Source organism: Photobacterium carnosum (assembly GCF_002849605.1).
Classification (GTDB): domain Bacteria; phylum Pseudomonadota; class Gammaproteobacteria; order Enterobacterales; family Vibrionaceae; genus Photobacterium; species Photobacterium carnosum.
Genome location: NZ_NPIB01000001.1, coordinates 247,239 through 263,209 on the forward strand (window position 1 = coordinate 247,239; position 15,971 = coordinate 263,209).

Consider the following 15,971-nt stretch of genomic DNA (forward strand, 5'->3'; position numbering starts at 1 on the left):
AAAAACCGCCAAATTTGGCGGTTTTTTTAATCACAGAATAATGAATTACTCTTCTTCTGCTAATTTTTCTTTTTTAGGCTTTTTACGCTTATCGGTAATTTCCCACTTACCGTCCACAAATAGACCTGTCCAGCCACTTGGCTTACCGTCTATTTCTGAGCGCACATAGTTTTCTTTCGTTTTACGAGAGAAACGAATCACTGTTGGTAAACCATCAGGATCAGCCACTGGCGCGTCAGTTAAGTATAAAAACTTAGGTGATAAACGTTCTTTAAAGCGTACTAACTCTTCCACTAACGGTGCACGGGTTTCACGTGATTTAGGGAAGGTACTCGCTGCCATGAACAAACCAGACGCACCATCACGTAAAACAAAGTACGCATTGGTGTCTTGTGTACATGGAATTTCAGGTAAATGTACAGGATCTTCTTTTGGTGGCGCAACTTCGCCATTCTTTAGAATCTTACGGGTGTTCTTACACTCTTCGTTAGTACACCCCATGTACTTACCAAAACGACCGTTCTTCAGTTCCATATCAGAACCACACTTGTCGCATTCAATCAGCGGGCCTTCATAGCCTTTAAGCTTGAACTCACCTTTTTCAACAATGTAACCATCGCAGCTTGGGTTATTACCACAAACGTGCAGTTTACGATCTTGATCGATCAGGTAAGCATCCATTGCCGTGCTACAAATAGGACAACGTTTCTTGGCACGTAATGCTGCCGTTTCAACGTCTTCCTCTAGAACATTAACAATGCCTTCTTCACTGCCTAAATTGATCGTTGTTTTACAACGCTCTTTAGGTGGCAATGCGTAGCCAGAACAACCAAGGAATACCCCAGTTGATGCGGTACGAATACCCATTGGACGCGAACATGTTGGACATTGAATATCAGTTAGCACGATATTGTTAGGCTGCATACCGCCTTCTGATTCATCTAACTCCGCTTTTTGAAGCTCAGTCGTAAAATCAGAGAAGAACTCATCGAGTACTTTCTTCCAGTTTTTCTCACCTTCAGCGATTTTATCAAGATTACCTTCCATGCGGGCAGTAAAATCAAAATCCATCAAATCAGGAAAACTGTTATCAAGGCGGTCAGAAACAATCTCACCCATCTTTTCTGCATAGAATCGACGTTGATCAACACGTACATAACCACGATCTTGAATGGTTGAAATAATCGATGCATATGTTGATGGTCGACCAATACCACGCTTTTCAAGTTCTTTAACCAATGCTGCTTCTGTAAAGCGAGCTGGTGGCTTAGTAAAATGTTGTTTAGACTCAACGTGTTCTAACTTCAAGACATCGCCAACGTTTACTTCTGGCAATGTTGTATCTTCATTTTTACCAGATGGGCGCTGTACTAATGTCCAACCTGCAAAACGTAATGTACGGCCTTTCGCTTTTAGCAAGAAATTACCTGCTTTAACGTTGATCGTACTTGAATCGTATTTTGCTGGCATCATCTGACAAGACACAAATTGACGCCAAATTAAGTCATATAACTTAACTGCATCTTGATCCATGCCTTCTAAATTTTCAGCTTTCACATCAACACTTGAAGGACGAATGGCTTCGTGCGCTTCTTGAGCATTTTTCTTATTGCCATAAACATTGATATTTTCAGGTAAATATTCATTACCATACTCATTACCAATAAACTCACGAGCAGCGTCAACGGCCTCTTTTGAAAGATTGGTTGAGTCAGTACGCATGTAAGTAATGTAACCCGCTTCATACAGACGCTGTGCAAGGCCCATAGTGCGCTTAACACCATAACCTAAACGTGTACTTGCCGCCTGTTGAAGTGTCGAGGTGATATAAGGCGCTGATGGCTTACTGCTGGTTGGGCGATCTTCACGCTCAATCACTTTATAAGCTTCTTTTTCAAGTAGCGCATGCGCTGCCATCGTATCGACTTTATTCTCAGGACGGAAAGCTTTACCCGCCTGTTGCGCAACCATTAACCGTAATGCATCTTTGCCTACAGTTAGTGTATCAGCATGAATATCCCAAAACTCTTCAGGATCAAACGCGTTAATTTCATGCTCACGCTCAACAATCAGTTTTACCGCAACTGATTGTACACGACCAGCAGATAGCCCACGGGCAACTTTTTTCCACAATAGTGGTGATACCATGAAACCAACAACACGGTCGAGGAATCGACGTGTTTGTTGTGCATTCACACCATCAATATTTAGCTCACCAGGTTGTTCAAACGCTTGTTGAATCGCATTTTTAGTAATTTCATTAAATACAACGCGTTTGTAGCGTGATTCATCGCCGCCGATGATCTCACGAAGGTGCCACGCAATGGCTTCTCCTTCGCGGTCTAAATCCGTTGCGAGATAAATACAATCAGCATCTTCTGCTAATTTTTGAAGTTCACTAACGACTTTTTCTTTACCAGGAAGTATTTCGTAATGCGCATTCCAATCATCATAGGGATCAACACCCATCTTGCTGATTAACGCTTTACGATCTTTCTTGTTTTTTATCGCCGCTTTTTCTTCAACACTCAACCCTTTAGTCGATGTTGCCACAGCTTTTTTACCGCCACTTCGGGCGCCCGTTGGTAAATCACGTACGTGACCAACGCTTGATTTTACAATGAAATCCTTGCCCAAGTACTTATTGATTGTTTTCGCCTTGGCAGGGGACTCCACGATAACGAGAGATTTACCCATAATGACCCTATTACGTCCTCGTGCTCGCTAATTCTAAAAATATAAATAACTGCTTAGCTAATCATTAGCGCCACAACATTCGACCAATCTCATTAAGTCACTGATCGAAATATCTAAGAGCAGTGAATTAATATGATGAGTTACAATTTGAGAATGATACATATTTACAATTAATTATTGCACTTCATTTTTGTAAAATACTCTTTACATATTGGGCTAGAAAACAAGAAGGTCAACTGCTTTTTAATTAATTTCGTCTATTTGGTTGTACCTTCCGCACTTGTTATTAATTTGTAAATATTTTTCACGTTACGTTTTAGCCCCTTACAACGTACTGATTATCAAGGTGATAAAATCCTAATTTACCTTACAGGACAACCACTTTGATGCTTTATAACTGTAGTAAGAATATAACGCTACACCATCATTATCATCTATATAGAATTATTTGATCAGTTTTACTAAATTTTTTTGCATTTAATCACAATATTGATTCTTTTTAGTAAAATCCTTACTCATATTTGAATAGATATTAACCAATTAACAATCCCGTTATTTGTTTTCTAGCAGCAACTTACTTAAACTGTATCCATTCTACTATCGATGAGTATTAATCATGGCTAATAAAGCTGAAATTTCAATCAATGAACTATTAATGATCGCTAACCAAGTCATTCAAGATCACCAAGATTACGTTGACGGCATGCGCGCAACATCTGTCATAGAAAAAGATGGCGTATTGATATTCAAAGGTGAATATTTCCTCGATGATGACGGTTTACCAACAGCTAAAACTACCGCCGTATTTAATATGTTTAAATTTCTTGCGCATAAATTATCACCTGAATTTACACTCAATACACTGCTTGTTTAAGTAAAAAAACCCGCAATAAAATGCGGGTTTTTTTTATTTAAGCAAAACGAACCATATTACATAAATGGACGCTGACCGCGTGCAACCCACTTCATTAATAATGTATCAGCAGCTTCACTTGAAGCACCTGATAGTTTTTCGATTAACTTCTTACGACGCACATATTTAACTTGTAACACTTCACGCACTTTACATGCTTCAGTGATCAAATCATCACTGGTGCTAATTTGATCAACTAAGCCTAATTCAAGTGCTTGTTGACCAAACCAATGCTCACCTGTTGCGACTTTATTAAGATCAAGCTCAGGACGGTGAACAGCAATAAATTGCTTAAATAAACCGTGTGTTTCTTCAATCTCTTCTTTGAATTTTTCACGTGCTTTATCTGAGTTTTCACCAAACATAGTTAACGTACGTTTGAACTCACCCGCTGTGATTTGTTCAAACTCAATATCGTTTTTCTTCAATACCTTACTAAAATTAGGCAACTGTGCAATAACACCAATTGAACCTACGATAGCAAACGGTGCTGATACAATTTTATCCGCAACACATGCCATCATATAACCACCACTTGCAGCCACTTTATCAACAGCAATCGTTAGTGTAATGCCTGCTGCTTTTAAACGGTCAAGTTGTGATGATGCCAAGCCATAAGCATGCACCATACCGCCACCCGTTTCTAAACGTAGCAATACTTCATCGCCTTCAATTGCAATCGCTAAAATAGCACTGATTTCTTGACGCAATGACGACACTTCACGCGCATCAATACTGCCATGAAAATCAATCACGAATAAACGTGGATCACGCGTTGTCGTTAAATCGCCATTTTTTACTGCTTGTTTAATTTCATTTTGGCGTGCTTTATCTTGCTCTTTCTCTGTTTTTTTATCCGCTTTATCACGCGCTTTTAACAGTGCTTTATCAAATAAATGTAATTCTAACTGATCAATAGTGTCTTTATATTGTTCAGTTAAATCGATAACTTCTAGTTCACCTTTTTGTGAACCATGGCGACCATTTAACGCTTTTGCTAACACCAATACGCCAACAATCGCAATCACAACTGTCGCTATTTTGGCAAAAAACAAACCATATTCAAACAAAAATTCCAAGATTCAACCCTCTATTTTGGCAAGAAAAAATGCCATAAATTATTATAAATGTGTAATCACTATCGCCGTTATTAACTCAACTTATCGCTATAATAAATCAAATTCACCGTTACGATATTCAAATAAAAGTACATTCTCTCAAAATGTAAATTCTGATATGTTTTAGTAGTAATCGATATTACAGCCAAGCTCAAGACTTGATACGTTCTTCGACGAAAAAACAGTCAAATAACGACAAAAAGACATTTTTCAAAAGGAAGCGACTGTGGATTATCAAATTGCTGCAAACAATTTAAAAGATCGCGTGATATTAGTAACAGGCGCTGGTGATGGTATCGGCCGTGAAGCGGCAATCCAATATGCCGCTCATGGTGCAACTGTGCTTCTACTAGGAAGAACCGTTGCCAAACTTGAAGCGGTTTACGATCAAATAGAAAAAAATGGCAATAAGCAAGCTGCGATTATTCCTTTAGATTTAATGGGTGCTACCAAACAACACTACCTTGATATGGCAAACACCATCCAGCAACAATTTGGGCGTTTAGACGGTGTACTACACAATGCGGGATTATTAGGCGCATTAAGTCCACTTGAGCACATTGAAGAAGCAATTTTTGATGATGTTATGCAAGTTAACGTTAAAGCACAATTGTTACTTACCCAAGCAATTTTGCCATTAATCAAACAGTCACCGGATGGGCGCATTATCTTTACCTCATCAACCGTTGGTCACAGCGGACGTGCATTTTGGGGTACGTATGCTATTTCTAAATTTGCTACAGAAGGTATGATGCAAGTACTAGCGGATGAGCTTAATGATACAACGGTAAATGTTAATGCCATTAATCCTGGTGGCACTCGCACCAGTATGCGAGCGCAAGCCTTTCCCGCTGAAGATCCACGTTTATTGAAAACACCGCAAGATATTATGCCACTTTATTTATATTTAATGGGACCTGAAAGCCGTCATATTTCAGGGCAATGTATTGATGCTCAGCCACAACGTAAACCAGGTATCAATGGCGAAGAAGAATAATGACTCTGTGCTGTAATCAGTAAATAATAGCCATAAAAAAAGCCGACATCACTGTCGGCTTTTTACTATTCATTGTATGCGTTTACTAATACTGTCTAAGTATTACTGACGTGTACGAGGCTTAACGGGCTTATTCGCTAACGGGTTACGACGATTTGCCGCATTACCTGAAGGCTTACGCTTGCCAGATCCACCTTGTGGTTTATCTGATGCATTATAAGGCTTCTTCTCATCATCTCGTGGCTTACCCGCAATATGCACAGGTTTGCTTTGAGCACGATCTGAACGTGGTTTAGTATTATCACGAGTAGGTGCTGGTTTAATACGACCACGGCCACCACGTTGCTCTTGTTGTTGTGAATCAACCTCAGTATTACGGCTTGCACTTGATGGTGCACGACGGTCATTATTACGACCGCGACGACCGCTAGGACCCGTTGTATCAACACGCTCTTCATGACGACGAACAGCACGACGAATCTGACGAATACCTTTCTTACGCTTCTGACCTTCAACGGTTAATAACGTTTCAGTTTCAGGTGGCAATTCTACTGCTGTACGCAGTTCATTTACTTCTTTTAATTCAAGCTCGCTCCAACCACCACGAGGCATATCTTTAGTTAAGTAAACATCACCATAACGAACACGTTTCAAACGGCTAACGGTTACACCTTGTGAATCCCATAAACGACGTACTTCTCGGTTACGGCCTTCAGTGATCATAACGTAGAAAGTATGATTCATACCTTCACCGCCAGAATAAACAACATCTTCAAAACGTGCCACGCCATCTTCTAGCTCAACACCTTTAACGACATTTTTTATCATCTGTTCGTTTACTTCACCAAATACACGTACCATGTATTCACGTTCAACAGTACGGCTTGGGTGCATTAAACGGTTAGCCAATTCACCATCGGTGGTGAAAAGTAACAGACCTGATGTGTTCGCATCTAAACGACCAACAGAAACCCAACGGCCTGTTGTTAGACGTGGTAGACGATCGAAAACAGTACGACGACCTTCAGGATCATGACGAGTACATAGCTCACCTTCTGGCTTGTTATAAGCCAAAATGCGACAAATTTCTTCATCTGATGAAATTAATGTAATGTTATTACCATCAATACGAACATTAACACTAAGATCTTCAAGACGATCACCCAGTGTAGCAACAACACCATCAACACTAACACGGCCGTTTTGAATCATTAATTCAATTTCACGACGAGAACCTTGACCAGCACGCGCTAGTACTTTTTGTAATTTTTCGCTCATTGTAAATAAACCTTTGTCGCCTTCACAGGCGTCGAAATTCTCATCAAAAAACCACCAATTGATACGTTCTAGTAGCAAGAATTGCTTTAAAAAGAAAGTGACATGGGGTGATTGATGCGAATAGCAATAATTTGGATTCTAACGCGATAATCTATCATGCTAGATATGTAGCCGATTATTATCGCAAATATAACGATTATTTACCATAAAAATAGCGATAAAAAAAACGTATCATAAACAACATGATACGTTTATAAAAACACATATAACAACAATATAATTACTACACAAATTAAACGGTTTTATTCAAACGGCGTAATATCACCAGCGCCAATACGTACAATATCAATATTGCCGTCACTAAAATCAATAACCGTCGTTGGTTGTTCGCTAAGATAACCTCCGTGCATAATCAAATCGACAGCATGTTCTAATTGATCACGGATTTCATCGGGATCCGCTTCTGTGGTCTCTTTACCCGGTAAAATCAAACTGGTCGACATCATCGGTTCACCCAATGCTTCAAGCAACGCTAAAGCAATATTATTATCGGGAACACGAATACCAATCGTTTTACGCTTAGCGTTCATTAATCGACGTGGTACTTCTTTGGTACCTTTAAAAATAAAAGTATAAGCACCAGGGGTATTATTTCGTAATAAACGAAACGCGATATTATCAACTCGGGTATAAAGCGATAACTCAGATAAATCACGGCATAATAAGGTAAAGTTATGCTTATCGTTTAAACGTCGTATTTGACAAATACGCTCAAGCGCTTGTTTGTTTTCCATTTGACAACCCAAGGCATAACCTGAGTCGGTAGGATAAACAACAACACCACCATTTTTAATAATATCAACAGCTTGAGTTATCAGCCTTGCTTGAGGTGTTTCTGGATGCACATAAAAAAATTGACTCATTTATCCTCCTTCGAGGCAGATAACTCTGCAGTTATTTCTACCTCTACTCGCTTTTTCTCTACCATCCAATCTTGCCATAGCGGCACTACATCTTTAGGTAACCACAAATTACGGCCTAATTCGGTCCATGGTGATGGATAATGAAAATCAGACCCTTGCGAAGCGAGTAAATTATATTCGATGGCGTAATCCCCAAAGGTACGTCGTTCTTGCGGTGCTTGTTGAGGCTGAGCAACTTCAATGCCATCGCCTTCTGCTTCAATAAAGTGCTGAATTAAGCGCTTTATCCATTTTGCCGTCATTTGATAACGACCGGGATGAGCAATAACAGCTTGACCACCAGCAGCATGGATCACGGTCACTGCATCAGCAATTGAGCACCAACTTGGTGGTACATAACCGGGATTACCTCGGGTTAAGAATTTCTTAAACACCGCTTGCATGGTTTTGGCATAACCTTGTTCAACTAACCAACGAGCAAAATGCGCACGCGTAATCGACGCGTCGCCCGCTAATGCCATCGCACCTTCAAAAGCACCTGGCATTTTGTTTTTTTCTAACCGTGCGCCAATCTCTTTTGCTCGTTCAAGCCGATGCGCAGCTTGAGCGCTAATAAATGAAATTAACTCAGGATGATTGGGGTCTATATTAAGCCCAACGATATGAATATCAAAATTTTGCCACACCGTTGATATCTCAATACCATTAATTAATGTAATTGGTAATTGCTCTTGTTCGATAACCGCATGAGCTTGTGCAAGCCCATTAATCGTATCGTGGTCAGTAATTGCCAACACATCAACCCGCTTTTCAACAGCACGGCGAACAAGATCTTGCGGCGATAAGCGGCCGTCTGACGCTGTAGTATGACAATGTAGATCAAACAACATAACTTTACTTCTTGACTTTGTTTTAATGAACTAGTTTACTAGTACGCGATTACTAAGGCAGTTATTATTATTTTTCTAACTGCTACTTTAAGCTAGTTTAAACCTATTCACTCTTATATACCTCAATGAACCTAGGATATAGAAACAGGCAAAATAAGATAACGTCATGTTACAGCAAATTAGTATCCAACGACCGCCTTTCTTGATTATTTACGAATGGCAAGCAATGTTACAGAAACAGTAAAAGACAGTAACATTTGGTACTTTTACTCAAGCCCATCATTATATAATGATTTTTTTTAGTCATAACAACATGAATGATAATCACCCAATACATTGATTATTATCAACTTGACTAAAATAAAACATCACAAGGCATTTTGTTAAAAATTATCGGTAAAAGTAAAAAACTAATCTTGCTCAAATGATCAGTTTACGCCACTATCGAATAATAAAAGCAGGATCGCATTAGTACAAACGGCAGGGAGAACGCTGTGACAACTCACTCTATTGGATCGCATATCGATAACACAACACCAGAAAATCAACATCAAATTAAGGTACTTAACCTCGATGTACCTTATATGGCTGACCCTACTGATGCTTATTTTACACTGTGTGGTGATAGCCCTTGCCATCTATTATTAGAATCAGCCGAAGTCGATTCGAAACAAGATCTTAAAAGCTTATTATTGATTGATGCCGCCGTGCGGATAGTTTGTCGTGGCAAAGAGGTTATATTAGAAGCTCTGTCTGACAATGGTCAACGCATCCTGCATGTTCTCAACAGCCATCTCAAGTCTGATATTAAAGCGATCTATAATGCTGATACGCTGCGCTTACATTTTCCAACCCATGGGCAGACGTTAGATGAAGACTCTCGCCTACGCCAAACCTCATCTTTTGATGCGTTACGGCTAATTCAACATGCCTTTGATACCGAAAACCATCCTCGCGATGCATTATTCATTGGTGGCTTATTTGCTTATGATTTAGTGGCTGACTTTGAACCACTTATCGCCGTTGATGCGGATAATAGCTGTCCTGATTATATTTTCTATATCGCTGAAACATTGTTGATTATCGATCATCAACACCAACAAGCACACTTACAAGCAACCTTGTTTGAGCATAATACCCCGTCAATTGCGGATGATCTTCAACACCGTTTAGACACACTTAAAACCCGTTGTCTTAATCCTCAGTCATTGCCAGTTGCACCTACGATCACCGCTTGTGTACCCGTTCCAACAATAACGGATCACGACTTCAACCAAACCGTTGCCGCCCTAAAACAATTTGTTATTCGAGGTGATGTGTTTCAAGTTGTGCCATCTCGACAATTTAAGCTGCCGTGTCCCTCGCCGCTTAACGCGTATAAAGCATTGAAGATTGGTAACCCAAGTCCATATATGTTTTATCTGCATGATACTGACTTTACCTTATTTGGTGCCTCGCCAGAGAGTGCATTGAAATATTGTACCCAATCTAACCAAGTTGAAATTTATCCAATTGCAGGTACACGTCAGCGCGGTAAAAACAAGGATGGCTCAATTAATCTCGATCTCGATACGCGTATCGAACTAGAACTTCGCTGTGACACCAAAGAAAATGCTGAACACATGATGCTGGTTGATTTAGCCCGTAATGATATTGCCCGTATTAGCCAAGCAGGAAGCCGCCACGTAGCTGATTTATTACATGTTGATCGTTATAGCCATGTGATGCATTTAGTGTCGCGTGTCGTGGGCCAATTGCGCCATGATCTTGATGCCCTGCACGCTTATCAAGCTTGTATGAACATGGGTACCTTAACGGGCGCACCTAAAATTAGAGCCATGCAACTTATCCGTGAAGTTGAACAACGTCGCCGTGGAAGCTATGGCGGTGCGGTTGGTTATATTACAGGACATGGGGATATGGATACCTGCATTGTGATCCGTTCTGCTTATGTCGAAAACGGTATCGCCAGTGTTCAAGCAGGTGCGGGGGTGGTTTATGACTCCATACCACAAGCCGAAACAGATGAAACCAAATCGAAAGCACAAGCGGTAATCAATGCCATTCGTCACGCCCATCAAGGTTAAGGAGCACAAGATGACCATCACGAAAAATCACCATAATGCCCATATTGTGCTGTTAGATAACTTTGATTCCTTTACTTACAACCTTGTTGATCAATTTCGAAGTCTGGGTTTTCCCGTCACGATTTATCGTAATAATTTATCAGCGCAACAAATCGAACACGCATTACTTGAACATGAAAATCCGGTATTAGTGTTATCACCAGGCCCTGGCGCACCAGCTGATGCCGGGTGTATGCCTGAACTTATTCAACGCGTCAAAGGCAAAATCCCAATGTTAGGTATTTGCCTCGGTCATCAAGCGATTGTTGAAGCTTATGGTGGTACCGTCGCCAGCGCTGGCGATATCGTACATGGTAAAGCGGCAATGATGACCCATAACCAGCACCCTGTTTTTGGTCAACTTGCCAGCCCACTTACTGTCGCCCGTTATCATTCTTTGGTCGCAACCCATGTTCCTGCGAGCCTTGAAACGATTGCTGAGGTAAATGGATTAGTGATGGCGGTTGTTAATGAACACGATAAAGTCTGCGGCTTTCAATTTCATCCTGAATCTATCCTCACCACTCAAGGCGCGGAACTACTTACTCATACACTGGCTTGGGTTATCAAAGCACCCACCACATGCCTAAAATACCCATTAAGGAAGATGATGAACGCTACTATTGCTAAACTCGCCGATAAACTCTACGCCCAGCACCCCTTGAGCGAAGAAGAAAGCCATGTTCTCTTTGATGCGATCATCAACGGTGATGTTGAGCCGATTGTATTATCAGCCGTATTAACAGCCTTAAAAATTAAAGGTGAAACCCCCGCAGAGATTGCAGGCGCAGCTAAAGCACTGGTTAAAAATGCCAGCCCTTTTCCCCGACCAGATTATGATTTCGCAGATATTGTTGGCACGGGTGGCGATGGCGCTAATACCATCAACATTTCTACTACCGCCGCCTTTGTCGCTGCTGCCTGTGGTGTAAAAGTGGCTAAACATGGCAACCGTGGCGTATCAAGCAAATCAGGATCATCCGATTTATTAGATAAATTTGGGATTAATTTAACCATGCCAGCCCAAACAGCACGCCAAGCATTAGATGAGCTTGGGATCTGTTTTCTATTTGCGCCTGAATATCACGGTGGCGTACGTCATGCGATGCCGGTACGACAAACATTACAAACGCGCACTATTTTTAATGTCTTAGGCCCATTAATTAACCCTGCCAAACCTAATATTCAATTAATGGGGGTTTATGATATCGCTTTGGTTCGCCCTATTGCTGAAACCTTAGCAACAATGGGATTAAAACGTGCTGCGGTGGTACATGGTAGCGGACTTGATGAAGTTGCCATTCATGGTGAAACCCATGTAGCTGAAATTATTGATGGGGTGATCACCGAATATACTCTTACTCCGGCTGACTTTGGGCTCAAAAGCTATCCTTTAGAAGCTATTCGTGGCGGTGAGCCTGATGAGAACTGTACCCTCATTAAACATATTCTAACGGGTAAAGGAACACCCGCTCAAGAAGGTGCCATCGCTGTTAATGTTGCACTCTTATTGCGCCTTTTTGGCCATCAGGATCTTAAAGCAAATACTCAACGCGCAATCACCATCATGCGTTCAGGTAACGCGTATCAACTTGTAGAACAACTGGCAGCACGAGGTTAATCATGGAAACAGTCCTTGCTAAAATTATCGCGGATAAAAAAATCTGGGTCGACGCCCGCAAAGAAGCGCAACCACTCGCCAGTTTTCGCCACCAGCTTACGCCTAGCGATCGTGATTTCTACCACGCACTTGCCAATACAGATCAACATGGGTGCCATCGCCCTGCTTTTATTCTTGAATGTAAAAAGGCATCACCATCAAAAGGCTTAATCAGAGAAAATTTCGACTTAGATTATATCGCGACGGTTTACAACCAATACGCCAGTGCCATTTCAGTATTAACTGACGAGAAATATTTTCAAGGCAATGTTGAGTTTTTACCGAAGGTACGCAGCCAAGTTACCCAACCAGTATTATGTAAAGACTTTATGATTGATAGTTACCAAGTTTATTTGGCGCGTCATTATCAAGCAGATGCGATTTTATTGATGTTATCTGTACTGGATAATGAACAATACCAAACGCTTGCCGCTGTGGCTGAATCACTCCAACTCGGTATTTTAACCGAAGTAAGTAATGAAGCTGAACTCACGCGCGCCATCACACTCAAGGCAAAAGTCGTCGGTATTAACAACCGTAATTTACGCGATTTAAGTATTGATCTAAATCGAACTAAACAGCTCGCACCCGATTTACCTAAAGGCACAATTGTTATTTCTGAGTCAGGGATTTATACCCACCAGCAAGTACGTGAACTCTCGCCTTATGCCAATGGTTTTTTAATTGGTAGTTCATTAATGGCAGCTGATAACCTTGATTTAGCGGTTCGAAAAGTCTTATTTGGTGAACATAAAGTTTGTGGGTTAACCTCAAATGAAGATGCTCATCAGGCTTATCAACAAGGGGCAACCTATGGGGGTTTGATTTTCGTACCATCATCACCACGAGCTATTGATCTCGACCACGCTTTAGCGGTTACCGCCTCCGTTCCACTTAATTTTGTCGGTGTATTTCAAAACAGCCCATTGACAGACATTGTGACTACCGCAACAACTTTAGCCTTAGCGGCAGTGCAATTACACGGTAATGAATCACCACAATATATTGCGCAATTACGTGAACAATTACCGGTTAACTGCCAAATATGGAAAGCCCACGCCATCACTGACAGCGTACCTGATCTTACTCAATGGTCAGTCGACAAGCACCTGTTTGACAGTAAAGCTGAAGGCAAAAGTGGAGGCACAGGTATCACCTTTGATTGGTCTTTAATTACACCAGAAAACAGATCAAACAGCTTACTTGCTGGTGGGCTCAACCCAGATAATGTACACCATGCAGCCTCGCTTGGTTTTAGCGGCTTAGATTTAAATTCCGGTGTAGAGAGTGCTCCAGGTAAAAAAGATCCCCATAAATTAGCGGTAGCCTTTACGGCAATCAAACATATTAAGGACAATAAATAATCATGAGTAAATTGAATGCCTACTTTGGTGAATTTGGTGGTCAATATGTCCCTCAAATTCTAGTACCAGCCTTAGACCAACTTGAAGATGCTTTTATTGAAGCTCAACAAGATCCCGACTTTCAGCTGCAATTTATAACGTTATTAAAAGACTATGCAGGACGACCAACAGCGTTAACCTTGTGCCAAAATTTAACTCAAGGCACAAAGACCAAGCTTTATTTAAAGCGTGAAGATCTTCTTCATGGTGGCGCGCATAAAACTAATCAAGTATTGGGCCAAGCATTACTGGCACTGCGTATGGGTAAAACTGAAATCATCGCAGAAACAGGAGCGGGTCAACACGGGGTTGCAACAGCATTAGCGTGTGCTTTACTCGGGTTAAAGTGTCGCATTTATATGGGGGCGAAAGATATTGAACGTCAAAGTCCCAATGTATTTAGAATGAAATTAATGGGCGCGACGGTTATTCCTGTAACGTCAGGTTCAGCAACCTTAAAAGATGCATGTAATGAAGCGATGCGCGATTGGTCTGCTAGCTATGACAAAGCCCATTATCTATTAGGAACCGCCGCCGGTCCTCACCCATTCCCAACCATCGTGCGTGAATTTCAAAAAATCATTGGTGAAGAAACAAAAACCCAAATTATTGCAAAAGAAGGCCGTTTGCCCGATGCGGTTATTGCTTGTGTCGGTGGCGGATCAAATGCAATTGGTATGTTCGCTGATTTTATCGAAGAAAGTAGTGTCCGTTTAATTGGCGTTGAGCCTGCTGGAAAAGGGTTAGATACCAACATGCATGGCGCGCCATTGAAACACGGAAAAATCGGTATTTTCTTTGGTATGAAAGCACCGCTAATGCAAGATGAACATGGTCAAGTTGAAGAATCATATTCAATTTCAGCAGGGTTAGATTTTCCTTCTGTTGGCCCACAACACGCGCATCTTAATGCGATTGGTCGTGCAGAATACGGTGCGGTTACCGACGATGAAGCATTAGATGCATTTCAACTATTAGCCCGTAAAGAAGGCATTATTCCAGCACTTGAATCTGCACATGCATTGGCTTATGCACTAAAAATAATTGCAGATGAACCTGAAAAAGAACAATTACTGGTGGTTAACCTTTCAGGCCGAGGCGATAAAGACATTTTCACTGTGCACGATATTTTAACGGCAAAAGGAGTTTTATAATGGATCGCTACCACAATTTATTTACTCAACTTAGTGCCCGTAATGAAGGTGCATTTGTCCCTTTTGTTACCCTTGGTGATCCAACGCCACAACGCTCAATGGATATTATTGATACTTTAGTTGCCGCAGGGGCTGATGCCTTAGAGTTGGGGATCCCTTTTTCAGATCCTTTAGCTGATGGCCCAACGATTCAAGGGGCCAATATTCGAGCTCTTGCAGCCCAAACCACCCCCATTGTTTGTTTTGAAATGCTCACTCAGATTCGCGCTAAATATCCTCAATTACCGATTGGATTACTGATGTATGCCAATCTAGTATTCGCTACAGGTATTGATAATTTTTATCGTCGTTGTGCTGATGCTGGGGTTGACTCAGTATTAATTGCTGATGTACCTGTTAATGTGTCACTTGAATTTAGAGTTGCAGCAGAAGCTCAGGGGATTCACCCTATCTTTATCGCGCCACCTAATGCTGATGCTGCAACCTTAAAAACAGTCTCAGAGCTTAGCGGTGGTTATACTTACCTACTTTCACGCGCTGGCGTCACAGGTGCAGAAATGAAAGCAGAAATGCCGATTGAACCATTATTAGCCGCATTAAAAGCTCATAATGCGCCACCTGCGTTACTCGGTTTTGGTATTTCAACCCCAGAACAAGTTAAAGCCGCCGTAAGTGCTGGTGCTGCAGGCGTGATTTCAGGTTCAGCCGTCGTTAATATTATCGAACACAACCTCAATGATCATCCCGTTATGCTGCAGAAATTAAGCGATTTTATCTGTACGATGAAGTCAGCTACACTTCGCTGATTAAAC

12 protein-coding genes are annotated in these 15,971 nt (G+C 41.2%); 7 read left to right on the forward strand and 5 right to left on the reverse strand.

What is annotated here, in order from left to right; all coding sequences use genetic code 11:
- Positions 1 to 45 precede the first annotated feature (45 nt).
- The gene (gene topA, locus CIK00_RS01080) at positions 46 to 2,697 is read right to left on the reverse strand and encodes a type I DNA topoisomerase (RefSeq protein ID WP_101767081.1); all 2,652 of its coding nucleotides are present in this window, start codon (positions 2,695 to 2,697) and stop codon (positions 46 to 48) included.
- Between the two features lie 616 nt (positions 2,698 to 3,313).
- Between topA and CIK00_RS01085 the strand changes: the two genes are divergently transcribed.
- Positions 3,314 to 3,571 (forward strand): DUF2498 family protein, encoded by a 258-nt coding sequence (locus tag CIK00_RS01085; protein ID WP_101767082.1) that lies wholly within the window; start codon positions 3,314 to 3,316, stop codon positions 3,569 to 3,571.
- Between the two features lie 56 nt (positions 3,572 to 3,627).
- Here CIK00_RS01085 and sohB read toward each other — a convergent pair whose 3' ends face one another.
- Positions 3,628 to 4,689, reverse strand: a complete 1,062-nt coding sequence (gene sohB / locus CIK00_RS01090) for a protease SohB (protein WP_101767083.1) — start codon at positions 4,687 to 4,689, stop codon at positions 3,628 to 3,630.
- Positions 4,690 to 4,954: 265 nt separating this feature from the next.
- Here sohB and CIK00_RS01095 point away from each other — a divergent pair, with 265 nt between their 5' ends.
- Positions 4,955 to 5,725: a YciK family oxidoreductase gene (locus tag CIK00_RS01095; protein ID WP_101767084.1), complete on the forward strand. Its 771-nt coding sequence runs from the start codon at positions 4,955 to 4,957 to the stop codon at positions 5,723 to 5,725.
- Between the two features lie 102 nt (positions 5,726 to 5,827).
- Here CIK00_RS01095 and rluB read toward each other — a convergent pair whose 3' ends face one another.
- The 3 genes from rluB to rnm all read right to left on the reverse strand — a co-directional run bounded on the left by rluB (position 5,828) and on the right by rnm (position 8,816).
- On the reverse strand, positions 5,828 to 7,003 hold the full coding sequence (gene rluB, locus CIK00_RS01100; RefSeq protein WP_101767085.1) for a 23S rRNA pseudouridine(2605) synthase RluB: 1,176 nt from the start codon (positions 7,001 to 7,003) through the stop codon (positions 5,828 to 5,830).
- 302 nt (positions 7,004 to 7,305) lie between these two features.
- Complete coding sequence (locus CIK00_RS01105; RefSeq protein ID WP_101767086.1) at positions 7,306 to 7,926, reverse strand: L-threonylcarbamoyladenylate synthase; 621 nt, start codon at positions 7,924 to 7,926, stop codon at positions 7,306 to 7,308.
- Positions 7,923 to 8,816, reverse strand: a complete 894-nt coding sequence (gene rnm / locus CIK00_RS01110) for an RNase RNM (protein WP_101767087.1) — start codon at positions 8,814 to 8,816, stop codon at positions 7,923 to 7,925. The genes CIK00_RS01105 and rnm overlap by 4 nt, the downstream gene beginning before the upstream one ends.
- Positions 8,817 to 9,400: 584 nt before the next feature.
- On the opposite strand from rnm, the gene CIK00_RS01115 reads away from it, so the two are divergent.
- From CIK00_RS01115 to trpA, 5 genes are read left to right on the forward strand one after another with little or no spacing between them, the layout of a single operon-like run.
- Positions 9,401 to 10,903: an anthranilate synthase component 1 gene (locus tag CIK00_RS01115; protein WP_233426525.1), complete on the forward strand. Its 1,503-nt coding sequence runs from the start codon at positions 9,401 to 9,403 to the stop codon at positions 10,901 to 10,903.
- A 10-nt stretch (positions 10,904 to 10,913) separates the two neighbouring features.
- On the forward strand, positions 10,914 to 12,563 hold the full coding sequence (gene trpD, locus CIK00_RS01120; protein WP_101767089.1) for a bifunctional anthranilate synthase glutamate amidotransferase component TrpG/anthranilate phosphoribosyltransferase TrpD: 1,650 nt from the start codon (positions 10,914 to 10,916) through the stop codon (positions 12,561 to 12,563).
- A 2-nt stretch (positions 12,564 to 12,565) separates the two neighbouring features.
- Positions 12,566 to 13,966, forward strand: coding sequence for a bifunctional indole-3-glycerol-phosphate synthase TrpC/phosphoribosylanthranilate isomerase TrpF (gene trpCF, locus CIK00_RS01125; RefSeq protein ID WP_101767090.1), 1,401 nt, complete (start codon positions 12,566 to 12,568; stop codon positions 13,964 to 13,966).
- 2 nt (positions 13,967 to 13,968) lie between these two features.
- The gene (gene trpB, locus CIK00_RS01130) at positions 13,969 to 15,159 is read left to right on the forward strand and encodes a tryptophan synthase subunit beta (RefSeq protein WP_101767091.1); all 1,191 of its coding nucleotides are present in this window, start codon (positions 13,969 to 13,971) and stop codon (positions 15,157 to 15,159) included.
- Positions 15,159 to 15,965, forward strand: a complete 807-nt coding sequence (gene trpA / locus CIK00_RS01135) for a tryptophan synthase subunit alpha (protein WP_101767092.1) — start codon at positions 15,159 to 15,161, stop codon at positions 15,963 to 15,965. The genes trpB and trpA overlap by 1 nt, the downstream gene beginning before the upstream one ends.
- Positions 15,966 to 15,971 lie beyond the last annotated feature (6 nt).